We start from the raw sequence: 24,669 nt of genomic DNA on the forward strand, positions 1-24,669 counted from the left end.
GTTTGGAGTGAACAGTGGTGTGCGCGCACGCAATCCAGCTTTCAGGAGCCAAATGAACGCCGTCCAGAGGTTCATCAGAAGCAGAGTGCTGATGTTGACCGCGGCCATTTTGATCGTCGCCATGTGCCTGTCCGTCCTCGTCCAGGGACAGTCACAAGCGGCGCTCAACCGAACAGTCGACGAGAATTCGCGAGGACTTTACGACATCCTCGTCCAACCCAAGGCGGGTGCCGGCGGTTCACTGATGCAGCCGGATATCGCCAACGGCCAGGGCGGAATCAGTTTTGATCAACTGGACGCCCTCCGGAAGCTCTCCGGAACTTCCGTGGCCGCCCCCATCAGCCTCGTTTCCAGGGTGAGCCAAAACCTTGAGGCGCCGCGGCTGGACGCCATGGACTACCTTGGCTTCAATGCCGGACTGGTAGGCACAGCGACAGCGGCAGAGCCCGGAGGCACCGACCCCAGCAAATGGCCGGCAGCAGAGTCTGTGCTGACCGATGAGGCCAAGACCTACCGGCTGACGGCGAGTGCTGTGAGCTCGGACGGCCACTCAGAGCAGACGCTGTTCAAGTCCATGGCCGAAGGGTCACTGGGCAAGGCCAAGCTCGTTGAGGAAGAGACGCCCGGCGGAAAGAACATCCGCATTGCCGGTCCGGAGGACGAGACAGGCATCAAGTTCCCCGCCCCTGCCGGGGGCTCAGAGCACAATCTTTTCAACCTCTCGGTGTCCCTGCCCCTGGCACCCCAGGTGACCGAATCCGTCGTCGCGGTTGACCCGATCTCTGAGCGCGCACTCCTGGGAAGTGCCGGCGACTTCCTGGCGCCCCTTGAGAAGGCACCCCCGGCCGATGCCCGCAACGCGGGAGCGATTGGCCGCCACTTCGAAAGCCTCTTCACCACCGGAATCAGCATGCAGGAGCTTGAAGAAGGCCCTGATTTCCTGGGTGTAAAGCTCAAGTACTGGGCCCCGTTGATGACCCAGTACCAGCAGGCCAAGCGGAACGGCCAACTGACGGATGACTCCCAGGCCATCCCGCTGATCGTACGTTCCGGGACTTCCCTTGACCTGAAGTACTCGGTCAAGATCGAGGAAATCGACGGATCCGGCAACGTGGTGAAGGACGTCGGCACTGTCACCAGGTCACTGGACAAGGACTACCTGCCGTTCGTCTCCAAGTCTCCCTTCGCGTTGTCATGGCCTGGCTCCAAGGACTACTCGCAGCTCCTGGGCAACTCCGGCAACTTCAGCCAGGGCCTTTACAACCCGGCGCAGTGGACCACCGACTTTGCGTCGGCTCCCAAGTACACCGACGGTGACACCGCAGGCAACGGCGCGCAGGAAAAGACAGCCGTCCCCGGCGAATGGGTCACCGTAAACCGCCTCCCGGAAAAGGACGCCGCGGGCGCACCCGTCGATCAGACCCAGCGCAAACCAGTGGATGAACGTGCCTACCGGGAAAGCCTGGAGACGGGCAAGAAGCTCGCCCCTCCGCTTGCCATGGTGTACGGAACGTTCGACGCCGCCAAGGTTCAGGAAGCGGCCGGCGACGTCAACAGGCTGCCCCTGGGTGGTTACGATCCCTCACCCATGACGCTCGTAAAAGACGCCGAGGGCAAGGATGTTCCGGCAGCGCAGCTCAAGCCGTCCCTGAGCGCCACCGGTCTGGTCAGCCAGTCCGCCGGCGCTATCACCGACTACTATGGCCTTGCCGCGGCACGGGGGTACGACCAGAACGCCTCCGTCATCGATGCCGTCCGTGTCCGTGCCAAGGCGCCGGGCAGCTGGAAGCAGGCGCAGCCCGACGTCGACAAGCTTGCCGCAGAAATCCGGGACATGGGACTTGACGCGACCATTGTGGCCGGCTCCGCCCGTGAAGACGCCAACATTTTTGTTCCCGGCTACTCCAAGGATGACGCGGGCAAGGAATCCGATCTGGGCACAGTTAAGCAATCCTGGGTCCGGCAGGATGCGGCGGATGCCGTTTCCGGCTCCCTCACGGGGACCAACCTCACACTGCTGTTCCTGACGTTGTGCGGTGCCGCGTTGCTGACCGGAGCGTCCACCGTCAGCTACATCCGGCAACGCCGAACGGAAGCCGGAACGCTTCGTGCCATGGGCTGGACCCAACGCAGGATCCGTTCCTGGGTACTGGCTGAATTCGGCGTAGGAGCTGCATTGCTTGCCATCGCCGGAACTATCCTCTCGCTGGTGACCTGGAACCCTGCCACGGCCATCGTCTCGGCGTCTGTCCTGACGCTGTATCTGGCTGCCGCCTACTTCGCGGCCCGCCAGCTTCGGCACCGCGAGGAGGTGGACCAGGAGCCCCAGCACGACGAGCGGCTCATCCCTGTTGACTCGCCGCTCACTTTCGCCAACCGCCAGCTGACCACCAACAGGTTCAATACGTTGTCTTTGGCTGTGGCAGTCGGAGTGTTCGGTGCAGCGGTAGGCGGCCTGATTGCCCTGCTGATCGATATTCCCCGGGCAGCAGGTGCCAGCGCACTCAGCGGGATCGCGGCGGCAAGCATCGCGCTTCCGAGCATCATCCTTGCCCTGTCGGGTGTGGCGGTCGGGCTGTTGCTGACACTGGTGACCGGCCGATTCGAACTTCAGGCAAAACGAGAATACTTGGGGACTTTGAAGGCCATGGGGTGGAACCCGGACATGCTCGGCCAGGTCCGGTTCTTCGAAAATGCCCTGGTGGGCTCAGTGGCCCTTCCACTGGGCGTTCTTGGCGCCTTGGGGATCGGTATCCTGCTGGCCCCCTACGCTGCTTTGTGGGCCGGCCTCGCCGGACTGCTGGCTGTACTTTGCTGGATTCCAATTGCAACGAAAGTGGTCCGATGACTAACGACCTGAACTTTGACGACGATTATTCCGGAACCGACATCGGTGACGGTTCGCTCCAGACCCGCGCCAACACCATCCTGAAGGCCGAGGACCACGGCACACCCCTCGAGCTGAGCAACATCACCATCCGCTATGGCGGGCAGAAGGGCGGCGCGGAAGCCGTCAACGTCGTCGAGGGCTTCAACCTGGTCCTGCACGCCGGTGAGATGCACTGCGTTGCCGGGCGAAGCGGCTCCGGCAAGACCAGCATCCTGACCGTCGGCGCCGGCCTCACCCTGCCGACGTCGGGACGGGTCTACTGGGAAGGCCAGTCCCTGGAAAGCATGGGGGACGACGAAATCGCCGACCGCCGTCGCGCTCTGATCGGTTACGTGGATCAGGGCGGGGCACTGATTGATGGCATGAGCGCCCTGGAGAACGTGCTTCTCCCTGCCGTTCCGGACGGAGAGGTGGACCAGCGGAGGGACATGGCAAAGGACCTCCTGGACCTCGTCGGCCTCGGCAGGCGAATGCGCCACCGCCCTGCCCAGCTGTCAGGTGGCGAGCGTCAGCGTGTTGCTATCGCCCGTGCACTGATCCTCGGAACGCGTGTCCTGGTGGTGGATGAGCCGACGGCCAGCCTGGACCGTACTTCAGCCAACCGCATCATCAGCATCCTCAAGGACACAACATCGGACGGAATCGCTGTGCTGGTCGCTTCACATGACCACGAACTGGTCCGGCAGAGCGATACCCTGACCGAACTGATCTAGATTTGCAGTAGGCGCGCACACCAGCGGCCCATTGTCCCTTCGCACTAAAAGGTATTTTCCGCCAGTGACTTCCTCAGACAAGCCTCCGTACTACCTCACTACGGCCATCACGTACCCCAACGGGGTGCCGCACATCGGCCACGCCTACGAGTACATTGCCACTGACGCAATGGCCCGCTTCAAGCGGCTCGACGGCTATGACGTGATGTTCCTGACCGGCACGGATGAGCACGGCATGAAGATCGCCCAGACTGCGGAGAAGGAAGGCATCACTCCCAAGGAGCTGGTGGACAGGAACTCCGAGGTCTACAAAGGCGCGCACGCTGCACTGGGAATCTCCTACGACCGGTTCATCCGCACTACTGATGCAGACCACTACGCAGCCTCCCAGGCCATCTGGAAAAAGATGGAAGCCAACGGCGACATCTACCTCTCGAAGTACGAGGGCTGGTACTCCGTCCGCGATGAAGCGTTTTACGTCGAGGACGACACCCTGGTGAAGGACGACGGCATCCGCTATTCCCGCGAAACGGATACTGAAGTGACCTGGACGGCAGAGGAAAGCTACTTCTTCCGCCTGTCGGCCTACCAGGACAGGCTGCTGGCGCTGTACGAGGCGCAGCCGGAGTTCGGCGCACCGCAGTACCGCTTCAACGAGGTCATCAGCTTCGTCAAACGCGGCCTGGAGGATCTCTCGATCAGCCGCACCACGTTTGACTGGGGTGTCCCGGTCCCGGGGAACGACAAGCACGTGATGTACGTGTGGGTGGATGCGCTGACCAACTACCTCACCGGGGTGGGCTACCCGGATGTTGATTCGGAGTCCTTCCGCAAGTTCTGGCCTGCGGATCTGCATATGATCGGCAAGGACATCAGCCGCTTCCACGCAATTTACTGGCCCGCTTTCCTGATGAGCGCGGGGCTGGAACTGCCCAAGCGGGTCATGATCCACGGCTTCCTGAACAACAACGGTGTGAAGATGTCCAAGTCCTTGGGCAACGTCGTGGCGCCGTCCGACTTCGTGGAGCAGTACGGACTTGATCAGGTAAGGTTCTTCTTCCTCCGGGAAGTTCCCTTTGGTGCCGATGGCAGCTACAGCCACGACGCCATCGTGGGGCGCGCCAACGCTGATCTGGCCAACAACTTCGGCAACCTCGCCCAACGCTCACTCTCCATGGTGGCGAAAAACTGTGGCGGCCAGGTACCTGTTCCCGGTGAATTCACGGCCGAGGACAGGGCTTTGCTTGGCCAGACCAACGGCTTGCTCGAAGCAGCCAGGACTGCCTTTGAGAAGCAGGAATTCAGCCGTGCACTGGAGGCTATCTGGGCCGTCCTCGGGGATACCAATGCCTACTTCGCGGAGCAGGCACCGTGGGTGCTGCGGAAGACCGACGTCGAACGCATGAACACGGTCCTTTATGTCACGCTGGAGGTCCTTCGCATTGTCTCCGTTCTGGTGCAGCCGGTAATGCCGACGGCGTCCGCTGCTTTGCTGGATACCCTCGGCCAGCCGGAAGGGGAAGCGCGGCAGTTTTCCGCCATCACGACGCCGATCGTGCCCGGTACCGACCTCCCGGCCCCGGCGCCGGTGTTTCCGAAGTACGAAGAGCCCGTCGAGGGTTAGGACGCTCCTTCACCTCTCGCGGGTTTTTGACGGACGCTCCCTCACGTTTCGCGCCTTAAGGTAAACGCTCCTTCACCTCTCGCGGGTTTTTGGCGGACGCTCCCTCACGTTTCGCGCCTTTAAGGTAAACGCTCCGTCAGTTAGTGACGGAGCGTTTACCGTTTTACCGCAAGATGTGACGGAGGGTTTGCTTTTTTGCCGCGGGATGTCACGGAGCGTCCTGGGGGTCAGGTGGTGGCCAGTCCTTCCACGGGTGAGAGCCGGGCGCCCCACCGTGCCGGCGCGACCGAGGCCAGCAACCCCGCGACGATCGCAACGCCGAAGACGGCCAACAGCGGTAGCCAAGGGACTCCCAGGACACATCTGCCACACTGCCGAGGGCGGACTTGGCACCGAGCCAGCTATAGACAATCCCGAGGACTGTGCCCCCCGCTGCCACGCCGGCCACCAGCACTGCCTCGATGGCCAGCATTCCCCGAAGCTGTCCAAGCGTCAGTCCAAGGGCAGGCAGGAGTGAGTTTTCCCTGATGCGTTCCAGGACGGACAGGGACAGAGTGCTTGCGACGCCCATCAGGGCGATGACCACTGCCACGCCCAGCAGACCGGTAACCACCAACAGCAGGGCATCCATGATCTCGTTGAAGGTCACCCGTTCCGTCACCGCGCCGCTGACAGACGCTGCCGGTACCCCAGGGCTGTTGCCACGGACTGCTGGACGTCACGAACTGCATCACCCGAGTTCTCCTTATCCAACAGCAGCCACAGGGCCGCGCCCGCATCCAAAGTGCCAACAATCCTCCGATGAGGCGAAGACGGCCTTTGGGGTTTCCCCAACTGTCCGACCACCGGTTCCAGAGCGAAAGCCCACTACACCAGACATACGACGGCGATCGCTCCGGCTGCCGCTACAGGCCGGGTGCGTCGCCATGCCAAGGGGACCAGGTGGCAGCAGGACAACAAAACAGAAGCGGCCGGTCCGCGACCAGCTAAACAGGACCGAAGGCCAGAAACAGGAGCCCGGTGGCAATGAGGTCCACTTTGAACGGATTGTTCCGGACCCAGCTAGAAAGTAGGTGACGTTTATCCACTGTGAAACTCTATTTCCTTGGCTACGTCCGGGCCTCATACCGTGGTCCGAGATTTCCCCATTCCGCCCAGAGGAACGCTCCTCACGTCTCGCAGGTTTTTGGGTGACGCCCATTCACGTTTCGCGGGTTTTTGGGTGACGCCCATTCACGTTTCGCGGGTTTTTGGGTGACGCCCCTCCACTTGCGTGACAACGGTGAGGGAGGGTTTGTGTTTTGGCTGCGGAAGGTGAGGGAGGGTTTGTGTTTTGGTTGCGGACGGTGAGGGAGGGTTTGTGCTGGGTCTCCAAGTAGAAGCACGTACTGGAATTGAGTGACATGCCCCCGAACCAAGTATTCGAGGCTCCGGAGACGTCGAATTAACGCGTACCCATTACTCGGGATTATTTGGAAGCACAAATTTAGCCTGAAAAGGCAAGCGAACTGATGGCACTTTCTGGGGAGTAACTGTCACTTTTCATTTCGCTGTTTGAGGTCTCAAATAGTTTATTCATTCCTGGTCTCGAAGACGGTTACTCCGCAAAGTCTGGTCGGTTCGAATCGGATTTGGTATGGAGGGACCGAAATGAAACGAACTATTGCCACCCTGGGGGTACTGGGCCTCGGGCTGATGGGCGCCACGGTTGCCGCGAACGCTGCTCCGCCGGATAACACGAAGGATGAGAAAAAGATCAGCATCTGCCACGCCACGGGCTCAGCAGATAATCCGTATCTCTTTGAGACCATCAATCTAAACGCGCTTAGCGCCCACGTTGGTGATACCAACGATATTGTGCCGGCAAACTCCGGGGACATTATGCCAAACGGCCAGAATCTGACAGCGGCAAACATCGCGCTGCTGGCCAACAAATGCGTGAAGACAACTGCAGAACCAACCGTTGAGCCGACGGTTGAGCCGACGGTTGAGCCGACGGTTGAGCCGACGGTTGAGCCGACGGTTGAGCCGACGGTTGAGCCGACGGTTGAGCCGACAGTTGAGCCGACGGTCGAACCGACAGTTGAGCCGACAGTTGAGCCGACGGTTGAGCCGACGGTTGAACCCACAGTCGAACCGACGGTTGAGCCGACGGTTGAGCCGACGGTTGAGCCAACAGTTGAACCAACAGTGGAGGCGACGGTAACGACTACTCCAGCCGGGGCGGGCACGGGTACGACAGCGGTCGCTGATTCAGTGAAAAAGCGGGGCTACAACGTGCAGACAGCTGCCGGCGATGGCAAGACTGTCGCGGGCATCCCCACCTGGCTCACCGGACTGACCGGCCTCTTTACCACTGTGGCAGCGCTGGTGCTCTGGAGGGGCGGAGCCAGGGCCAGGGGAGCTCACAGCTAGCCAGAACGCAGCAGACAGCGACGGCGGGTGTCACGGAAAGTATTCGTGGCGCCCGCCGCTCCACTTCCGGATCACAGGAGTGACCCATGGCAAGTCAATGCAGGATTCGGCACAGTCGGAGGGCTCTTAGACGCGGACTGCTTCTGAGGGGCAGGGATATGCTCATCCTTGCCATCTGCGCCGCTGGCCTCCTGACCGCGTGGCTTGCCCATGGAACTGCCGGTGCCTATGGCCGTGACAATGGCAACGACGTTACTAGCGGCGTCCCTTCTCCAACCACCAGCGGAGCGGTAAGCACCGAGGCGAAAGAACACCCTGCCGCAATGGGAACCCCGGAAACGCCTGCATCGGCTCTCGCCCCTCCGACTTCGGACACGCCATCACCAGCGGGACCTGAGGTTGCGCCGTCGCCCGAGCAGGGCGTGGCGTCGCTTCCTGTTTCGTCTGCTCCCTTGCGCGTCAGGTATCCCAAAGCAGAGATGGACGTGGTGATCCACCCCCTGGAGCCCCATGCTGACAGCCAGAGCATCGAACCGCCTGTAACGACGGAAGGCTACTGGCTCACTCCCTTCGGTTTGCCTGGTGCAGGGTCGACCGACACTACGTATATCGTCGGTCACAGTTGGCTGGACCGGGACGCCCCCTTCAACCACTTGAGTTCGGCGGCACATGAAGGTGATGAACTAACGGTGACCACCGCAACTGGTGTTATTGCTTATCGGGTGGAGTCGGTCATTACCTATTCGAAGTCCGCGCTCAAAGACAGCCCGATCTGGGCTGTGGTGCCCAACCGCCTTGTCCTGGTCAGTTGTTATTCACAAGATCCCTGGGGCAGGAATGTTGTGGTGGTTGCTTCGCCTGCTCCTGCCATCTAGCTCCAAAAGGCACGCTTGTTCGCATTTTGAGACAACTTGACCATTATGTGGATGGCTTGGCTACCCTGAAGACATGAGCGCATCCACCATTGATCTTGCTGTCATTCCCGGCGATGGCATCGGCCCTGAGGTCATTGCCGAAGCCCTGAAGGTCCTGGAGAAAGTGGCGGCCACCGAAGGTGTCGCCATTGAGCAGACCCACTACAAACTGGGCGCGCAGCACTGGCTGGAGAGCGGCGAAACTCTTCCGGATGAGGTTCTCGAGGACCTGCGAACCCGGGACGCCATCCTTTTTGGCGCAGTGGGAGCGGCGCCCGGGGACACCCGGATCCCGTCCGGTCTTATAGAACGCGAGATGTTGCTCAAGCTGAGGTTCAGCCTCGATCACTTCGTCAACCTGCGGCCGTCCAAGCTGTATGGGGGAGTGGGGAGCCCGCTCGCCAACCCGGGAGTTGTCGATTTCGTCGTGGTCCGGGAGGGTACCGAGGGCCCTTATGTAGGAAACGGTGGCACCCTCCGTGGTGGAACGCCCCACGAGGTGGCTACTGAGGTTTCGCTGAATACAGCCCACGGAGTGGAACGGGTCGTCCGCGATGCCTTCCGCCGGGCCAGCGAGCGTCCGCGCAAGAAGGTCACCCTGGTCCACAAGCACAACGTCCTGGTGTACGCCGGTCACTTGTGGAAGCGCACCGTCGAGGCTGTCGCCCAGGAGTTCCCCGAGGTCAGCCACGATTACCTGCATGTGGATGCCGCCACGATTTTCATGGTCACCGACCCCGCCCGTTTTGATGTCATTGTGACGGATAACCTCTTTGGCGACATCCTCACCGACCTCGCGGCGGCCGTGACGGGCGGCATTGGTCTGGCAGCTTCGGGCAACCTCAATATGGAACGCACAGCGCCTTCCATGTTCGAACCCGTTCACGGCTCTGCCCCGGATATCGCTGGACAGCAAAAGGCGGACCCGACGGCGGCCATTCTGTCTGCGGCGCTGTTGCTGGACCACCTCGGCTACTCCGAGGCGGCACGGAAGGTCGAAGCGGCAGTAATTGCCGACGTCGAAAGCCGCGACGGCGGAGCCCGCAGTACCTCCGCAATCGGCGACGCGATTGCGGCCGCCCTGTAGGTCCGGCCCGTCCGGCCAGCAGGCGTAAGCTAGTTTCGAATCACCAAACCGCTGCCGTGGTCCGAGGCTGAACCACGGTCACCATCAGGCAGCCAACCGTGGAGGAAACATGACTCAGACTGCCCATGGCGTCGAATTCACCCAGCAACTTTCGGCAACCCCGAAGTCAGCTGAAGAGCGTGCAGCCATCCTGGCGAACCCAGGATTTGGCAACTTCTTTACCGACCACACCGCCGTCGTCGACTACAGCGTCGACGCCGAGGGGAAGGGCGGCTGGCACAGCCCCCGCGTGGAGGCTTACGGGCCGATTACCTTGGACCCCTCCGCCGCCGTCTTCCACTACGGCCAGGAAATCTTCGAAGGCCTTAAGGCCTATCGCCACGCAGACGGCTCCATCTGGACCTTCCGGCCTGAGGCGAATGCAGCACGCCTGAACAAGTCCGCCCGACGCCTGGCGCTCCCGGAACTTCCGGAGGAGTACTTCCTGGGAGCAATCCGCGAGCTCGTCGCAGCGGACAAGGAATGGGTACCTTCCGGCGACGGCGAAGCCCTCTACCTTCGCCCGTTCATGATCGCCACCGAAGCCTTCCTCGGAGTGCGGGCTGCCCGCGAAGTGTCGTTCAGGGTCATAGCCTCCCCGGCCGGAAACTACTTTGGCGGAGAACTCAAACCCGTCTCTATCTGGATCTCGCGTGAGTACGCACGCGCAGGCCGTGGCGGCACCGGTGACGCCAAATGCGGTGGCAACTACGCGGCGTCCCTGATCGCCCAACAGGAAGCCGAAGCCCACGGCTGCAAGCAGGTCCTCTTCCTTGACCAGTTCAATGACAATGCAGTTGAGGAACTGGGCGGCATGAACGTCTTCTTCGTTCTGAAGGACGGTTCCCTGGTGACACCGGCACTCACCGGCACCATCCTGGAAGGCATCACCCGGATGTCCGTTATCCAGGTGGCCAAGGACATGGGCCGCCAGGTCAGCGAACGCAAGATCACCCTCGACGAATGGCGTGACGGCGTGGCCTCAGGCGAGATCACCGAAGTCTTTGCCTGCGGCACAGCCGCCGTCATTACTCCGATCGGCGTTCTGAAGGACGCTACCGAATTCATCGGGTCTGAAGACGCGACGGCGGGGGAGACCACCATGGCGATCCGCGAAAAGCTGCTGGGCATCCAGACCGGGACGGTCGAGGACACGCACGGCTGGCTGACCCGGCTGGCCTAGCCGCGGCTCTCACCGCCGGGATGTAAGGGATGTAGGTACGACGGCGGGTGGCCGGCACTGCGGTAACAAAAACACAGTGCCGGGCAGCCGCCGTCGACCTTTAACCCCTGCCTGACCCGAGACTGGCCTTGGACCTCAGCGCCGGGCGGCCTTCCGGGCTGCGTTCTTCAATGCCTTACGCGAGACCGGCTTCAGAGCCTTCCGGGCCGCTTCATCCGCCAGGGCTTGGTTGCGGCGGGCGTCGATGACGTCGTTCCAGAGCGTGGTCGCAAAGACGCCGCCGTCCTGCGCGTAAACATCATAGGGGTAGTCGGCAAAGATGGACGGCGTGGTGCTGCCATTGGGCAGATCCGTCTTGTTCGCCTTGGCCACGGCATCCGCCACAGCCCAGGTCCGGGTCAGGTGCTGGGCGAGGTTCTCCTGGACGAAAATATGAACGTCGCTGGAGGCCGCGGCGCGTTCCAGGAGTTTGGCGAGATCGTCCGCGAGGTATTTGGCCGCCCATTCTTCCCGGGACTCTGAGCCTGGCGGCAGATCCTCGGCGACACCTTCCACCGCCTCGCTCCAATCGGCGGTCTCGCGGAACTTCTTCCATGTGGGGAACCAGACAATGCTGCCCGTAGCGTGGTTGTGGATGTGTTGGAGTCCGCTGTTCTTCTCTGTTGCGGCATGATCGTGGCCGGCAGCATCAGCTTCGGCGAGGAGTTCTGCAAGCGTGGTTGTGCTCATATTGGCTGGTTCCGGCTTCCTGGTGGAGATGGTCTTCACTGGAGATCAACCCGGGCCGCCGGGTGTCTATTCCGGCGCAGCGGACGGTGGCTATACCGGGGTCGATGCAAAGATGGGATGGTGACTTCAGCTTCCGGCCCCATCGTGCACCGCAGCTCTGCCCTGACGCAGTTCATCCTGGCCCCCAACCCCGGGCCAATGAGCCTGGAGGGCACCAACTCTTACATACTGCGCGCTGCCGGCAGCCCGGCCGCTATTGTGGTGGACCCCGGCCCACTGGACGAAGCCCACCTCCAGGCTCTTGCCGGGACCGGCGGCGTGGAACTCATCCTTGTCACCCACCGTCACGCTGACCACACGGCCGGCTCGGCCCGGCTGCATGAGTTGACGGGTGCCCCCGTGCGTGCTGCCGGCCCCGCCCACTGCCATGGCGGCGGCCTCCCGCTGCAGGATGGCGATACGGTGACGGCAGCCGGGCTGACAGTCCGGGTCCTGGCGACCCCCGGCCACACTTCGGACTCTGTCTGCTTCCACCTCCCCGACGACGGCCCGCACGGCTCTGTCCTGACCGGCGACACCATCCTGGGCCGTGGCACCACCATGCTGGACTATCCCGACGGGAGACTTGGGGATTATCTGAAGTCGCTGGACCGGCTTGAGGCGTTTGGGGGCGCCACCGTCCTGCCTGCGCACGGTCCCGTACTGCCTTCCATGGATGCGATCGTCCGCGCCTATCGCGACCACCGTCAGGAACGGTTGGATCAGATCCGGGACGCACTGGACCGGCTTGGCCTCGATGCCTCGGTGGGCGAGGTTGCGGATTTGGTGTATTCCGACGTCGGACCTTCAGTGCGGAGGGCGGCTGAAATGTCGGTTGCGGCGCAGCTGGACTACCTCCGTGGATCCGCCGGACACAGCTGAGCGCCGGACGCGGTGGCCGGAGACGGTAGGCTGGAAACCATGCGTATCGCCCGGTTTGTTGTTGATTCTGATCCCGTCTACGGCGTTGTTGAAGGCCAGCCTGGAAGCGAGGAGATCACTGTCATCAACGGCGATCCCTTCTTCCATGGAGTGGAGCGCACGGCCGTCAGGCACAAGCTGGAGGATGTCCGTCTCCTCGCCCCCATCATTCCGCGGAGCAAGGTAATTGGCGTGGGCCGCAATTTTGTGGAGCATGTCCGCGAGCTAGGCAACGAGATCCCGGCTCATCCGCTGCTCTTCTTGAAGCCGAACACGTCGGTCATCGGGCCCAATGACCCCGTAGTGCTGCCCGAGTTCTCCGATGAAGTATCTTTCGAGGCTGAACTCTGCGTCGTTATCGGACGGATCTGCAAGGACGTTCCGGAGGAGCGGGTGGACGACGTCATCTTTGGATACACCTGCGGGAACGACCTCACGGCGCGGGATGTCCAGAAGACGGACCTGCAATGGGCCAGGGCCAAGGGCTTTGACACCTCTGCTCCCCTGGGTCCCTGGATCGAAACCGAACTGGACACCGAGGACATTTCCATCCAGGGCCGGCTCAATGGTGAACTGCGTCAGGACGGCAGCACCAGCCAGATGATCCGCGGGGTCCGCGAGCTCGTTTCGATCGTGTCGCAGGCCTTTACTCTCCTGCCGGGTGACGTCATTATGACCGGCACTCCTGCCGGCGTCGGCCTGGTCCAGGCGGGCGACCGCTACGAAGTCGAGATCGAGGGCATTGGCCGCCTCTCCAACCCGATAGTCCGCCGCTGACTGATGCGGCGAGGCCCCTCACTGATGCGGCGAGGCCGCTGACTGATGCGGCGGAGCCGCTGAGAGAGTGAAGCGACGGCACACTCTGGGGTCCGCGGACGACGTCCCCGGCAGGGGCGGTAAAGTTGGACGCACTATGACTACTCCTTCCGTGCCCAACGACGCCCTCGACGCTGCTGCCGCCCCCACCGATTCCGCTTCGAAGGTCCGCGTCCGCTTCTGCCCTTCGCCCACCGGTACGCCCCACGTCGGGCTCATCCGTACAGCCCTGTTCAACTGGGCCTACGCCAAGCACACCAAGGGCACCTTCGTCTTCAGGATTGAGGACACGGATGCAGCGCGCGATTCCGAGGAGAGCTACCAGCAGCTGCTTGAAGCGCTGAAGTGGCTTGGCATCACCTGGGAAGAAGGCGTTGAGGTCGGAGGGCCGCACGAGCCCTACCGCCAGTCCCAGCGGCTAGATCTTTACAAGGACGTCGTCTCCCGGCTCATTGAGGGCGGCCACGCCTACGAGTGCTACTCCTCCCCGGAGGAGGTCGAAGCACGCCACCGGGCAGCCGGCCGCGACCCCAAGCTGGGTTATGACAACTTTGACCGTGAGCTCACGCAGGAGCAGATTGCGGCGTTTAAGTCCGAGGGCCGCCAGCCTGTGCTGCGCATGCGCATGCCGGATGAGGACGTGACGTTCACGGACCTGGTTCGAGGCGAGATCACCTTTAAGGCAGGGAGCATCCCGGACTATGTGATCGTGCGGGCAGACGGCTCACCGCTCTACACGCTGGTTAACCCCGTGGACGATGCCCTCATGGGGATCACCCACGTGCTGCGCGGAGAGGACCTGCTGTCCTCAACGCCCCGCCAGGTGGTAATGATCAACGCACTCATGAAGCTCGGTGTTGCCCAGTACCTTCCCGAGTTCGGCCACCTGCCCTACGTCATGGGTGAGGGCAACAAGAAGCTCTCCAAGCGCGATCCGCAGTCCAACCTCTTCCTGCTCCGGGACCGCGGCTTCATCCCCGAGGGACTCCTGAACTACCTTTCCCTCCTAGGCTGGAGCCTGTCAGCGGATGAAGACATTTTCACTGTCGACCAGCTCATTGAATACTTTGATGTGCACGACGTTCTGGCAAACCCGGCGCGGTTCGACATCAAGAAGGCCGAGGCCATCAACGGCACCCACGTGCGCATGTTGGAAGCCGAGGACTTCCGGAACCGCCTGGTTCCGTACCTCCGCTCAGCGGGTCTTGTGGGCGAATCCCTCACTGAACGTGAGGAGGAGGTTCTCAGCGAGGCGGCACCGCTGATCCAGGAGCGGATTGCCCTGCTCGGGGAAGCGCCAGAGATGCTGGCCTTCCTTTTCAAGAACGACGACGCGATCGACGTCGCGGACGACGCCCGCAAGGGACTGCCGCAGAACCTCACCGAGGTGCTGGATGCCGCCATTGCAGCGCTCGAACCCGTCACGGGCTGGACTGCTGAAAATATCCAGATTGCCTTGAAGGAGGCCTTGGTCGAAGGGATGGGGATTAAACCCCGGCTCGCTTTCGGTCCCGTTCGAACCGCGGTATCCGGCAGGCGCATTTCGCCGCCCCTGTTCGAATCCATGGTCATACTGGGCAAGGAGTCTTCACTGAAGCGCCTGCAGGCCTTCCGCGGCTGATGAATCAGCCAGCAGGAGGGGCAATGCACACGGAATTCGGAGCAGTTAAGGGCGTCCTGTTTGATATTGATGACACCCTGGTCGATCTCGAGTTTTCCATGACGACCGCCCTGCGTGATGTCAGTGAGCACCTCCTGCCCGGGCTGGACCAGGCCGGGTGGGAGAAGTTCGGCAGGATCTTCACCCATGAGACCACCCATTTTTTCGACCGATATCTGGCTGGGGAACTGACGTTCAACGAGCAAAGGCTTCTTCGAGGGCGGGCTGCCTTGGGGCATTTCGGGGTGAATCTGGGAGAGGGGGAGGAAGCCCGCAACTGGCTCACCTCCTATGCCCGGATCCAGCCCGGCTACGTCCGCGCCTTTGCCGACGTCGAACCCGTCCTGGACGCACTCGATGCCGCCGGGATTCCCTATGGCGCCGTCAGCAACAATGTCCATGATTATCAAAGGGCAAAGCTGGACAACGCCGGGCTGCAACGTATCCGATTGCTGGTCGGCACGGACACCGTCGGAGTCCCGAAGCCCGATCCTGCGATCTACCTTGAGGGCGTCCGGCTTCTGGGAATCCCCGCTGCCGAAACCCTCTTCGTCGGCGACAATCCTTTGCTTGATGCAGAAGGAGCCACCGCGGCCGGCCTGCTCGGAGTGTGGCTCAACAGAACCGGCCAGCCGGCCACGGAATTCACCGGCAGGGAAGTCAGCACCCTCGCCGAACTGCTGCCTTAATCCGCTCCCGGCGGCACGACTCTGCGGCGCGGTGTTGCCGATTTGTGCGAGCCAAAACTCTCGGGTAAAGTAATTACTCGTGCTGAGGCGCTGGGAGCGCGGGTTTTGACCCGCAGATCCAGCCCGAAAGTTCCATTGGGATATGGTGTAATTGGCAACACTACGGTTTCTGGTACCGTCATTCTAGGTTCGAGTCCTGGTATCCCAGCTCTGAAATATCACTGGAAATAGCGGTATTTCAGAACTTCAACCGGTTTTACCGATTTGAAACGCTCGCGGAAAGTATGAAACAATCTTTCGGTGCGCGAGGCAGAAATGCCACGGAAGTACACGGCCCCATCGTATAGCGGCCTAGTACGCTGCCCTCTCACGGCGGTAACGCGGGTTCGAATCCCGCTGGGGTCACCACAAAGGGCCGGAAACTCAAGGGTTTCCGGCCCTTAGTCTTTGTATCCAGGTCCCCAAGTCAGCGCTTACGCCTGTTCGCTCCATCACGCGCCAAAGCGCGAATCTCCCCTTTCATCAGGCTCATCGGAAATCGTTTCCAAGGCTGGCATGATGTTGATGTGACCTCCAATGAAATCACCGGTGCTGGCGGGAGCCCTACGCCGGTTCAACGGACGGCCGCGGCGATTGAACTCCTTGAAGGCGTTCACGAAGAGCTGTCGGCCGTAGCGCTGCCCCTCGCCCTCGCTGGCGCGGACGAGGCGCGGATGGCGGTCCTGCATTCCCTGGCGCAGCTTGAGGATTACATCCTGCCCCGGTATCGCAGCCTGGATGCGCCACTGCTTGCCGTAGTGGGCGGCTCCACCGGTGCCGGGAAATCAACCCTGGTCAACGCGCTGGTGGGACACCCAGTTACCCGCGCGGGCGCCATTCGTCCCACGACGCGCCAGCCCATTCTGCTCCACCATCCCGCTGATGCCGAGTGGTTTGAAGGCCAACGCGTCCTGCCGAACTTGAGCCGGATCCGAGGCACAGTCCTCCCCACCCCCCTCCGGGCAAGCCAGGCGGGCCACGCAGGCCAGACCCCGGAGCCGGGGCCGGTTTCGTCCCTCGTCCTGGTGGGTGATCCCTCGGTGCCGACGGGAATAGCAGTACTTGACGCTCCCGACGTCGACTCCATCTCAGATGCGAACCGCCAGCTCGCAGGTCAACTGCTGGCTGCAGCGGACCTCTGGATCTTTGTTACCACCGCCAACCGCTACGCCGACGCGGTCCCATGGAAACTCCTCCTTGATGCCGCCTCACGGGACATACTGGTGGCTGTCGTCCTGGACAGGGTCCCGGCTTCGGCCGAGACGGAGGTCAGCACCGACCTCCGTGCCATGCTCCAGCGCGAAGGATTGGGCCAAGCCAGGCTCTTCATTGTTCCGGAAGTGGAATTGGACGGTCTCGGGATGCTGCCGCAAGCCACCGTAGAGCCCATCAGGAATTGGCTGCAGGACCTCGCCGCAGACGCTGCAGGGCGGGCCGATATTGCACGCAGGACTCTCAACGGAACTGTCAAAGGACTGGCTGTGCGCGTTGCTGGTGCAGGCAAGGCCGTGGAAGATCAACAGCGGGCGGCGGAGGCTCTGGCGGACGACGTACGAGACGCCTACACTGACGCCGTTGCCAGGATTCTGGAAGCCACCCGGGACGGAGCCCTGCTCAGGGGCGAGGTGCTGGCACGATGGCAGGACTTTGTTGGCACGGGGGAGTTCTTCCGGACGCTTGAACAGAACATTGGCCGCGCCCGCGACAGGATCGGTGCCTACTTTCGCGGTGAGCCGGCTCCGGCAGTCAAGGTGGAGACCGCAATCGAAACAGGTCTTCAAGCCGTGATCATGGACGAAGCGGCTAATGCTGCCGAAGATTCAGATCGGCGCTGGCGCTCTGACCCGGCCGGCCGCCAATTGTTGGGAACCGATGACCTGAGCGGCACGAGTCCGGGTTTCGGGGACAAGGTGGCGGCTGAGATCCGGGACTGGCAGGGCGCGCTGATGGAACTGATCAGGACCGAGGGCCAGGGAAGGCGCACCCAGGCCCGGTGGCTTTCCTTTGGCGTGAATGGACTCGGGGCGGCGCTTATGATTGTTGTGTTTTCCATGACTGCCGGCCTGACAGGCCTGGAGATCGGTGTTGCCGGCGGTACCGCAGTCGTAGGGCAAAAACTGCTGGAGGCTGTTTTCGGTGAGGACGCCGTGCGGCGCCTCGCACGGACGGCGCGGGAGGACCTGCACGTACGCTGCGAAAAGCTGCTTCGGGCCGAGCAGCAGAGGTTCCTGGTAAGGCTCGAGAGCGACGGCGGCGTTTCTCCCCAGACATTGCAGGCCCGTGCGGAAGCACTTGAGACGCTTGCGGCTGCCGGATGAGCCGTCACGGTGCAGCGCGGGAAGCTTCAGAACTTCACCGCAGGCTGGAGGCCCTGAATGACGCCCGCGCGCTGGCGGAGGGCGTCTTATCCGACGAATCGCTGGATGCCGTGTTCGAGGTGCTGGAACGGGCAAGTTCGCGTCGTTCGCTCTCGACCGACCACACGGTGGTGGGATTTTTCGGAGCAACCGGCAGCGGAAAATCTTCGCTCTTCAACGCTGTCGGGGGAGCGGAGATTGCGACGGCGGCTGCCCGGCGGCCAACGACGTCAGAACCCCTGGCGAGCGTTTGGGGCGTCCCGGGAAGTGAACCCCTCCTTGACTGGCTGGAGGTCAGCCAACGTCACCATGCGTCGGCTGTACCGGGGTTTGCCGATGAAACAACCGGGCTGATCCTGCTTGACCTTCCGGACTTTGACTCCACCCGGACTGCCAACCGTGAAATTGTGCAGCGGATGGTTGGTCTGGTGGATGTCCTGGTCTGGGTACTTGATCCGCAAAAATACGCCGACGCAGCTGTCCACAACGATTTTCTGACTCCTCTGGCCTCGCATGCAGCCGTCACCCTGGTGGTCCTGAACCAGATCGACAGGCTGCCAAAATCCGAGGTTAGTCCGGTACTGGAGTCCCTGCGGGAAATTCTTGCCCGTGACGGGCTGGGGCGGGTACAGGTACTTGGCACTTCGGCGGTAACAGGGGAAGGCATTGATGAGGTCAGGGCTGCGGTCCGGCGCGTGGTGTTGCAGCGCGAGGCATCGTCCAAGCGGCTGGCTGCAGACGTGGCGCGTGAGTCTTCCCGGCTGGCTGCGGAATCGGGTGATGGGGAAGCCGCCGGAGTGTCTTCAGCCGCACGGGCACGCCTCGCTGATGAGCTGGCCTCCGCCGCAAATGTTCCGCTCGTGGTGGAAGCCGTCGCTAAGTCGTACACCATTGAATCCACACGACGGACGGGCTGGCCGGTAACGCGCTGGCTGGTGCGTCTCCGCCCGGATCCGTTGCGCAGGCTCAATCTGCGCAGGAACGAACCGTCGGCCGTCAACAGGACCTCGCTGCCCCCGGCCGGAGCTCCGGAACGTGCAAGGACGGATGCCGCCGTCCGCGAATTTGCCGACGCTGCAAGCGAAGGTGCTCCCGGTCCCTGGCGCGCGGTGATCCGCAGCGCCGCCCGGGACGCCCGGGACCAATTGCCCGATGCCCTCGACCAGGCAGTTGCAGGGACTGAGTTATCGGCCGGAAAAAAGTCCTGGTGGTGGCCTGTCTTCAACCTTGTCCAGTGGCTGGCGCTGCTGACGGTCCTTGGCGGACTCGGTTGGCTGGCTGGCCTCGCGGTCCTCGGCTACTTGCAGTTGCCGGTTCCGCAGGCGCCCAGGGTGGAAGGGTGGCCGTTGCCCACGCTGATGATCCTCGGTGGAGTGGTGCTGGGGATATTCCTTGCGATCACCGGGAGGGTCATAGCGGCTGCTGCGGCCAGGGTGCGCGCTGCTTCGGCAAGGAGGAGGCTGAAAAGTGCCGTAACTGCAGTAGCTGAGCGGAGGGTGGTGGAGCCAGTGGAGGCGCAGATCAGCCGATTGCGATCATTCAGTGCCGCGCTCAAGGCCGCCCGCGCCAAGTGACGCCGGCTGGCGTCACACCTCTCAAAGAGCCTTTGCAGCATCCCGCACCTTGATCAACGTGCGAAGGTTGCGTGTGGTGGTGGTCGATTTGTAGCGCGGCTTGGCAGACACCTTGCTGACCGGGCTTTCGAGGGTTCCCCCTGCGGGAGCCAGCCAGGCCACGGCCTCCGGGCCCAGCCGCTGGACGCCGTTTGCTTCGGGCTCCCCGCCTTCAAGAGAGACGGCGGCTGCGACCATGTCGTCAAGCATTGCCGGATCCGATGACAGTGTGACGTAGCTGTGGGTGCTTTTATCGTCTGCCGGATACGGGCAGGCTTCCACAAGATCCGCCACCCGTTCGCAAGTCAAAACCACCACCCAGGCGTCATAACCGAAGGACTCACGCAGGCAGGTCTCAAATTGCTTCTTTACTGCAGCCGGGTCCAGATCGCTGGTCAGCACAACGTTTCCGCTGGCCAGGAGAGTCTTCACGTTATTGAACGAACACTGCTTAAGGGCCTTTTGGAGATCGGCCATTCTGATATTGATGCCGCCCACATTGACGCCGCGGAGAAACACTGCGTAGCTGGTCATGTTGCCAGCCTACTGCCGGCGCCGGCGGTACCTCAGCTGCGCCGGAATACACCAGGCAGCCGGTTTGCCGTCAGTCGTTGGTCTTGCGGAGGGCATCAGTCAGGAGGCGGGCAGCATTGCAGACCACTTCGGCATGGAGCCTTCCTGGCTGGCGCGTTAGACGCTCGATCGGGCCGGAGATGGAAACCGCGGCAATCACTCGTCCGGACGGTCCGCGGACGGGAGCCGAAACTGAGGCGACACCAGGCTCACGTTCACCCAGGCTCTGACCCCAGCCCCGCCGTCGTACTCCGGCGAGGACCGTGGGGGTGAAGCGGGCTGACTGGAGACCTTCAAGAAGGCGGTCATGGTCCTCCCAAGCCAACAGCACCTGGGCAGCAGATCCGGCTTTCATGGACAGTTGCGTGCCAACCGGGATTGTGTCGCGGAGCCCGATGGGGCGTTCGGCGGAGGCGACACAGACGCGCCAGTCGCCCTGTCGGCGGAAGATCTGGGCACTTTCGCCGGTCGCATCGCGCAATTGCATGAGTACCGGGCCGGCGGAAGCTATCAGGCGGTCCTCGCCTGCAGCGGATGCGAGCTCAACCAGGCGGCTGCCCAGGACAAACCTTCCCTGGATATCCCGGCTCACGAGCCTGTGATGGACAAGGGCAAGAGCGAGCCGATGCACCGTTGGCCGCGCCAGCCCCGTAGCCGCCACAAGCTGCGCCAGGGTAGTGGGTCCGGCCTCCAGTGCGTCAAGCACATGGGCCGCTTTATCGATGACACCGACTCCGCTAGAATTGTCCATGTACTGATATTGCCGTCTCATTATCTGAGATGCAAATCTTTGGACTGGCTTATTACAGAGGTCTGCTGATTCAGTGGATGTTAACAGCCAACAGCAGTGAAGGGAGATGGCCATGGCAAAGACATTGGCCGAGAAAGTCTGGGACGCGCACGTGGTGCGCAAAGGCGACGGCGACGGCGCCAACGCTCAGCCGGACCTTCTTTACATCGACCTTCACCTGGTCCACGAAGTGACGTCACCGCAGGCCTTCGAAGGCCTCCGGCTGGCCGGCCGCAAGCTGCGCCGCCCCGACCTCACTATTGCCACCGAAGACCACAACACGCCGACACTGGACATCGACAAGCCCATTGCCGACCTCACCAGCCGGACCCAGATCCAGACCTTGCGGAACAACTGCCAGGAATTCGGCGTCAGGCTGCATTCCCTCGGTGACGCTGAACAGGGAATCGTGCACGTCGTTGGCCCGCAGCTCGGCCTGACCCAGCCCGGGATGACAGTTGTCTGCGGTGACTCGCACACCTCCACCCACGGGGCATTCGGCGCACTCGCAATGGGTATCGGCACGTCCGAGGTGGAGCACGTTATGGCTACCCAGACCCTGTCCCTGAAGCCGTTCAAGACCATGGCTATCAACGTCGAAGGCACCCTGAAGCCAGGCGTTTCCGCCAAGGACATAATCCTGGCGGTAATCGCGAAAATCGGTACGGGCGGCGGCCAGGGCTATGTCCTGGAGTACCGCGGATCCGCCATCCGGGCGCTCTCGATGGAAGCCCGGATGACCATCTGCAACATGTCTATCGAAGCCGGCGCCCGCGCCGGCCTGGTGGCTCCGGACGAAACCACGTACGCCTACATGAAGGGCCGCCCGCACGCGCCCCAGGGCGCCGAGTGGGATGCCGCCGTCGAGTACTGGAACACTCTGCTGACGGAAGACGACGCGACGTTCGACGCGGAAGTGGACCTCGACGCCGATACTCTTGAGCCGTTTGTCACCTGGGGCACCAACCCGGGCCAAGGTGTGTCCTTGTCCTCCAAGGTCCCCTCGCCCGAGGATTTCGGTGACGAAAACGCCAAAGCGGCGGCCGAACGTGCCCTGCAGTACATGGGACTGAAAGCCGGAACACCGATGAAGGAAATCCGGGTGGACACCGTGTTCCTCGGTTCCTGTACCAATTCACGCATGGAGGATCTCCGGGCCGCTGCGGACATCGTCCGCGGGCGCCAGAAGGACCCCAACATCCGCATGCTCGTCGTGCCGGGATCCGCCCGGGTGCGGCTTGAAGCCGAGGCTGAGGGCCTGGACAAGATCTTCAAGGACTTCGGTGCAGAGTGGCGCTTCGCCGGATGCTCCATGTGCCTGGGCATGAACCCCGACCAACTGGAAGTGGGGGAGCGCTGCGCTTCGACCTCCAACCGGAACTTTGAGGGCCGGCAGGGCAAGGGCGGCAGGACACACCTCGTTTCGCCCGTTGTGGCCGCCGCTACCGCTGTCCGCGGAACCCTCAGTTCCCCGTCGGATCTGGACCCCGCTCCGGACACCGCAGCCACCCGCACCGACGCCGCCTAGGAGCATCCATGGAAAAGTTCACCACCCACACCGGAATTGGCGTCCCGCTGCGACAGAGCAATGTGGACACCGACCAGATCATCCCCGCGGTCTACCTCAAGCGCATCACCAGGACCGGTTTCGAGGACGCCTTGTTCTCAGCCTGGCGCAAGGACCCGTCGTTCATCCTGAACCAGGCTCCGTTCAATGCGGGATCTGTCCTTGTTGCCGGCCCGGACTTCGGGACGGGTTCCTCGCGCGAGCATGCAGTGTGGGCCCTGAAGGATTACGGCTTTAAGACAGTTCTCTCGTCACGCTTCGCTGACATCTTCCGTGGCAACTCCGGCAAGCAGGGTCTGCTCGCGGCCGAACTGGCCCAGGATGACATCGAACTCATCTGGAAGATCCTCGAGAACGCCCCGGGCACGGAGGTAACTGTTGACCTCGTTTCCAAGACAGTCACCTGCGGTAACGTCGTTGCCCCCTTCGAGATTGATGACTACACCCGCTGGCGGCTCCTGGAGGGCCTCGATGACATCGGACTGACCCTCAAATACGAGGAAGACATCACCGCCTACGAAGCCACCCGGCCCTCGTTCAAACCCAAGACCCTGCCTGCACGGCTGTCCTGAGACGTCCGCCGGACTGCGCCTGCATTTCGGTTCGGAACAGCCAACTCATATGCTTAGCGGGAGCCTTTGGAAGTATTGGGGGGCGAGTAATCGTGAGGAAACCGGTATATGAGTAGTGTTCTGACAATCCGCGGAGGCGTCCCGCTTACAGGTCGCGTCACCGTCCGTGGGGCCAAGAACCTCGTCCCCAAGGCGATGGTTGCGGCCTTGCTGGGCAACGAGCCGTCCCTGCTGCGGAACGTTCCTGAAATTAAGGACGTCGAGGTAGTTACCAGCCTCCTGCAGCTGCATGGCGTCACCGTGGAGAAGGATCCCATCACCGGCGATCTCACCCTGGACCCCAAGGATGCCAAGACGGCCTCCAGCACGGCAATCGATGCCCACGCGGGAGACTCCCGCATTCCCATCCTTCTCTGCGGACCGCTGATCCACGCGATTGGCGAGGCGTTCATCCCCGACCTCGGGGGCTGCAAGATTGGCGACCGGCCCATCGACTACCACCTCGATGTGCTGCGGCAGTTCGGCGCTGTGGTGGAGAAGCGGCCTGGTGGCATCCACATCTCCGCCCCCCGGGGCTTGCAGGGAGCAAAGATTTCCCTGCCTTATCCCTCGGTAGGCGCCACAGAGCAGGTTCTGCTCAGCGCCACACGTGCGGAAGGCATCACCGAACTCTCGGGTGCGGCTACCGAACCGGAGATTGTGGACCTCATCGCCGTGCTCCAAAAAATGGGCGCCATCATCAGCGTTCAGACGGACCGGACCATCCGCATCGAGGGCGTCCGTGACCTCGGCGGTTACAACCACCGCGCTCTCTCAGACCGCAACGAGTCGGCGTCGTGGGCCTCGGCCGCACTGGTGACACGAGGCGATATCTTCGTCGAAGGTGCCACCCAGCGGGACATGATGACGTTCCTCAACACCTACCGCAAGGTGGGCGGAGGAATGGATATCGGCGAGGACGGCATCCGTTTCTATCACCACGGTGGCAAGCTGAGTCCCCTGGTGCTGGAGACCGACGTGCATCCCGGCTTCATGACTGACTGGCAGCAGCCGCTGGTTGTGGCCCTTACCCAGGCCGAGGGCGTGTCCATCGTCCACGAGACCGTGTACGAAAACCGCTTCGGCTTCACGGATGCACTCCTCCGCATGGGGGCCAACATCCAGGTGCACCGGGAGTGCCTGGGCAGCGTCCCCTGCCGCTTCGGGCAACGCAACTTCCTGCACTCGGCCGTTATTTCCGGTTCCACGCAACTCAAGGGAACCGACATTGATGTTCCCGATCTTCGCGGCGGCTTCAGCCACCTCATCGCAGCCCTGGCGGCGACCGGAACGTCGCGCGTCACCGGCATCGACATCATTAACCGGGGCTACGAACGGTTCACCGAGAAGCTCGCGGGCCTGGGCGCCGATTTCGACATCACTGCAGTTAAGTAGCGGGG

Annotated in this window: 22 protein-coding genes and 2 tRNA genes; 19 read left to right on the plus strand and 5 right to left on the minus strand. The window is 62.4% G+C overall.

Annotated features, from left to right (window positions below):
• Positions 1-52: 52 nt before the first annotated feature.
• From M1E05_RS08745 to metG, 3 genes are all read left to right on the plus strand, one after another.
• Positions 53-2,848 carry an ABC transporter permease gene (locus tag M1E05_RS08745; protein ID WP_461165022.1) on the plus strand — a complete coding sequence of 932 codons (2,796 nt, stop codon included), beginning with the start codon at positions 53-55 and terminating at the stop codon, positions 2,846-2,848.
• Positions 2,845-3,603, plus strand: a complete 759-nt coding sequence (locus M1E05_RS08750; RefSeq protein ID WP_458111249.1) for an ABC transporter ATP-binding protein — start codon at positions 2,845-2,847, stop codon at positions 3,601-3,603. The genes M1E05_RS08745 and M1E05_RS08750 overlap by 4 nt, the downstream gene beginning before the upstream one ends.
• Positions 3,604-3,667: 64 nt before the next feature.
• On the plus strand, positions 3,668-5,227 hold the full coding sequence (gene metG, locus M1E05_RS08755; RefSeq protein ID WP_461165023.1) for a methionine--tRNA ligase: 1,560 nt from the start codon (positions 3,668-3,670) through the stop codon (positions 5,225-5,227).
• Positions 5,228-5,435: 208 nt separating this feature from the next.
• Here metG and M1E05_RS08760 read toward each other — a convergent pair whose 3' ends face one another.
• Both M1E05_RS08760 and M1E05_RS08765 read right to left on the minus strand, forming a co-directional pair.
• Positions 5,436-5,876, minus strand: coding sequence for an FtsX-like permease family protein (locus tag M1E05_RS08760; protein ID WP_461165024.1), 441 nt, complete (start codon positions 5,874-5,876; stop codon positions 5,436-5,438).
• Positions 5,877-6,094: 218 nt separating this feature from the next.
• A complete protein-coding gene (locus M1E05_RS08765) occupies positions 6,095-6,187 on the minus strand; it encodes a hypothetical protein (protein WP_461165025.1) in 93 nt (30 codons plus the stop codon).
• A gap of 690 nt (positions 6,188-6,877) precedes the next feature.
• Here M1E05_RS08765 and M1E05_RS08770 point away from each other — a divergent pair.
• The 4 genes from M1E05_RS08770 to M1E05_RS08785 all read left to right on the plus strand — a co-directional run bounded on the left by M1E05_RS08770 (position 6,878) and on the right by M1E05_RS08785 (position 10,865).
• Positions 6,878-7,642: a hypothetical protein gene (locus M1E05_RS08770; RefSeq protein WP_461165026.1), complete on the plus strand. Its 765-nt coding sequence runs from the start codon at positions 6,878-6,880 to the stop codon at positions 7,640-7,642.
• 158 nt (positions 7,643-7,800) lie between these two features.
• Complete coding sequence (locus M1E05_RS08775; protein ID WP_458111245.1) at positions 7,801-8,517, plus strand: class F sortase; 717 nt, start codon at positions 7,801-7,803, stop codon at positions 8,515-8,517.
• A 73-nt stretch (positions 8,518-8,590) separates the two neighbouring features.
• The gene (locus M1E05_RS08780) at positions 8,591-9,643 is read left to right on the plus strand and encodes a 3-isopropylmalate dehydrogenase (protein ID WP_458111244.1); all 1,053 of its coding nucleotides are present in this window, start codon (positions 8,591-8,593) and stop codon (positions 9,641-9,643) included.
• 109 nt (positions 9,644-9,752) lie between these two features.
• A complete protein-coding gene (locus tag M1E05_RS08785) occupies positions 9,753-10,865 on the plus strand; it encodes a branched-chain amino acid aminotransferase (RefSeq protein WP_458111243.1) in 1,113 nt (370 codons plus the stop codon).
• Between the two features lie 135 nt (positions 10,866-11,000).
• Here the strand turns inward: M1E05_RS08785 and M1E05_RS08790 are convergent, their stop codons facing one another.
• Positions 11,001-11,594, minus strand: a complete 594-nt coding sequence (locus M1E05_RS08790) for a hypothetical protein (protein ID WP_461165027.1) — start codon at positions 11,592-11,594, stop codon at positions 11,001-11,003.
• On the opposite strand from M1E05_RS08790, the gene M1E05_RS08795 reads away from it, so the two are divergent.
• From M1E05_RS08795 to M1E05_RS08835, 9 genes are all read left to right on the plus strand, one after another.
• Entirely contained in the window at positions 11,581-11,718 is a 138-nt protein-coding gene (locus M1E05_RS08795) for a hypothetical protein (RefSeq protein WP_458111241.1), read from the plus strand. The two genes, M1E05_RS08790 and M1E05_RS08795, sit on opposite strands and share 14 nt — an antisense overlap.
• Complete coding sequence (locus M1E05_RS08800; protein ID WP_461165028.1) at positions 11,712-12,515, plus strand: MBL fold metallo-hydrolase; 804 nt, start codon at positions 11,712-11,714, stop codon at positions 12,513-12,515. The genes M1E05_RS08795 and M1E05_RS08800 overlap by 7 nt, the downstream gene beginning before the upstream one ends.
• Before the next feature lie 39 nt (positions 12,516-12,554).
• Positions 12,555-13,331: a fumarylacetoacetate hydrolase family protein gene (locus M1E05_RS08805; protein WP_458111239.1), complete on the plus strand. Its 777-nt coding sequence runs from the start codon at positions 12,555-12,557 to the stop codon at positions 13,329-13,331.
• Between the two features lie 136 nt (positions 13,332-13,467).
• Positions 13,468-14,991, plus strand: coding sequence for a glutamate--tRNA ligase (gene gltX / locus M1E05_RS08810; RefSeq protein WP_461165029.1), 1,524 nt, complete (start codon positions 13,468-13,470; stop codon positions 14,989-14,991).
• A gap of 23 nt (positions 14,992-15,014) precedes the next feature.
• Positions 15,015-15,719 (plus strand): HAD family hydrolase, encoded by a 705-nt coding sequence (locus M1E05_RS08815; RefSeq protein WP_461165030.1) that lies wholly within the window; start codon positions 15,015-15,017, stop codon positions 15,717-15,719.
• A gap of 136 nt (positions 15,720-15,855) precedes the next feature.
• A tRNA-Gln gene (locus M1E05_RS08820) sits at positions 15,856-15,927 on the plus strand.
• Positions 15,928-16,051: 124 nt separating this feature from the next.
• A tRNA-Glu gene (locus M1E05_RS08825) sits at positions 16,052-16,127 on the plus strand.
• A gap of 158 nt (positions 16,128-16,285) precedes the next feature.
• Positions 16,286-18,076 (plus strand): dynamin family protein, encoded by a 1,791-nt coding sequence (locus M1E05_RS08830; protein WP_458111236.1) that lies wholly within the window; start codon positions 16,286-16,288, stop codon positions 18,074-18,076.
• Positions 18,073-19,689, plus strand: coding sequence for a GTPase (locus M1E05_RS08835; RefSeq protein WP_461165031.1), 1,617 nt, complete (start codon positions 18,073-18,075; stop codon positions 19,687-19,689). Before M1E05_RS08830 ends, M1E05_RS08835 begins: the two co-directional genes overlap by 4 nt.
• A gap of 21 nt (positions 19,690-19,710) precedes the next feature.
• On the opposite strand, the gene M1E05_RS08840 is transcribed toward M1E05_RS08835, so the two are convergent.
• The gene (locus M1E05_RS08840; RefSeq protein ID WP_458111234.1) at positions 19,711-20,262 is read right to left on the minus strand and encodes a DUF1697 domain-containing protein; all 552 of its coding nucleotides are present in this window, start codon (positions 20,260-20,262) and stop codon (positions 19,711-19,713) included.
• 70 nt (positions 20,263-20,332) lie between these two features.
• Positions 20,333-21,052: an IclR family transcriptional regulator gene (locus tag M1E05_RS08845; protein WP_309105467.1), complete on the minus strand. Its 720-nt coding sequence runs from the start codon at positions 21,050-21,052 to the stop codon at positions 20,333-20,335.
• Between the two features lie 112 nt (positions 21,053-21,164).
• Here M1E05_RS08845 and leuC point away from each other — a divergent pair, with 112 nt between their 5' ends.
• The 3 genes from leuC (at position 21,165) to murA (ending at position 24,664) form a co-directional block, all read left to right on the plus strand.
• The gene (gene leuC / locus M1E05_RS08850; protein WP_461165032.1) at positions 21,165-22,619 is read left to right on the plus strand and encodes a 3-isopropylmalate dehydratase large subunit; all 1,455 of its coding nucleotides are present in this window, start codon (positions 21,165-21,167) and stop codon (positions 22,617-22,619) included.
• 8 nt (positions 22,620-22,627) lie between these two features.
• Positions 22,628-23,230 (plus strand): 3-isopropylmalate dehydratase small subunit, encoded by a 603-nt coding sequence (gene leuD / locus M1E05_RS08855; protein WP_458111232.1) that lies wholly within the window; start codon positions 22,628-22,630, stop codon positions 23,228-23,230.
• Positions 23,231-23,338: 108 nt separating this feature from the next.
• A complete protein-coding gene (murA, locus tag M1E05_RS08860) occupies positions 23,339-24,664 on the plus strand; it encodes a UDP-N-acetylglucosamine 1-carboxyvinyltransferase (RefSeq protein WP_458111231.1) in 1,326 nt (441 codons plus the stop codon).
• The last annotated feature ends 5 nt before the right edge of the window (positions 24,665-24,669 follow it).

Source organism: Arthrobacter sp. R4-81 (assembly GCF_054792365.1).

Coding starts and splice junctions, on each gene's coding strand:
- M1E05_RS08840 (WP_458111234.1), bottom strand. CDS start 20,262: ATGACCAGCTACGCAGTGTTTCTCCGCGGCGTCAATGTGGGCGGCATC.
- leuD (WP_458111232.1), top strand. CDS start 22,628: ATGGAAAAGTTCACCACCCACACCGGAATTGGCGTCCCGCTGCGACAG.
- M1E05_RS08790 (WP_461165027.1), bottom strand. CDS start 11,594: ATGAGCACAACCACGCTTGCAGAACTCCTCGCCGAAGCTGATGCTGCC.
- leuC (WP_461165032.1), top strand. CDS start 21,165: ATGGCAAAGACATTGGCCGAGAAAGTCTGGGACGCGCACGTGGTGCGC.
- M1E05_RS08770 (WP_461165026.1), top strand. CDS start 6,878: ATGAAACGAACTATTGCCACCCTGGGGGTACTGGGCCTCGGGCTGATG.
- murA (WP_458111231.1), top strand. CDS start 23,339: ATGAGTAGTGTTCTGACAATCCGCGGAGGCGTCCCGCTTACAGGTCGC.
- M1E05_RS08845 (WP_309105467.1), bottom strand. CDS start 21,052: ATGGACAATTCTAGCGGAGTCGGTGTCATCGATAAAGCGGCCCATGTG.
- M1E05_RS08805 (WP_458111239.1), top strand. CDS start 12,555: ATGCGTATCGCCCGGTTTGTTGTTGATTCTGATCCCGTCTACGGCGTT.
- M1E05_RS08815 (WP_461165030.1), top strand. CDS start 15,015: ATGCACACGGAATTCGGAGCAGTTAAGGGCGTCCTGTTTGATATTGAT.
- M1E05_RS08750 (WP_458111249.1), top strand. CDS start 2,845: ATGACTAACGACCTGAACTTTGACGACGATTATTCCGGAACCGACATC.
- M1E05_RS08780 (WP_458111244.1), top strand. CDS start 8,591: ATGAGCGCATCCACCATTGATCTTGCTGTCATTCCCGGCGATGGCATC.
- M1E05_RS08745 (WP_461165022.1), top strand. CDS start 53: ATGAACGCCGTCCAGAGGTTCATCAGAAGCAGAGTGCTGATGTTGACC.
- M1E05_RS08800 (WP_461165028.1), top strand. CDS start 11,712: ATGGTGACTTCAGCTTCCGGCCCCATCGTGCACCGCAGCTCTGCCCTG.
- gltX (WP_461165029.1), top strand. CDS start 13,468: ATGACTACTCCTTCCGTGCCCAACGACGCCCTCGACGCTGCTGCCGCC.
- M1E05_RS08775 (WP_458111245.1), top strand. CDS start 7,801: ATGCTCATCCTTGCCATCTGCGCCGCTGGCCTCCTGACCGCGTGGCTT.
- M1E05_RS08785 (WP_458111243.1), top strand. CDS start 9,753: ATGACTCAGACTGCCCATGGCGTCGAATTCACCCAGCAACTTTCGGCA.
- M1E05_RS08835 (WP_461165031.1), top strand. CDS start 18,073: ATGAGCCGTCACGGTGCAGCGCGGGAAGCTTCAGAACTTCACCGCAGG.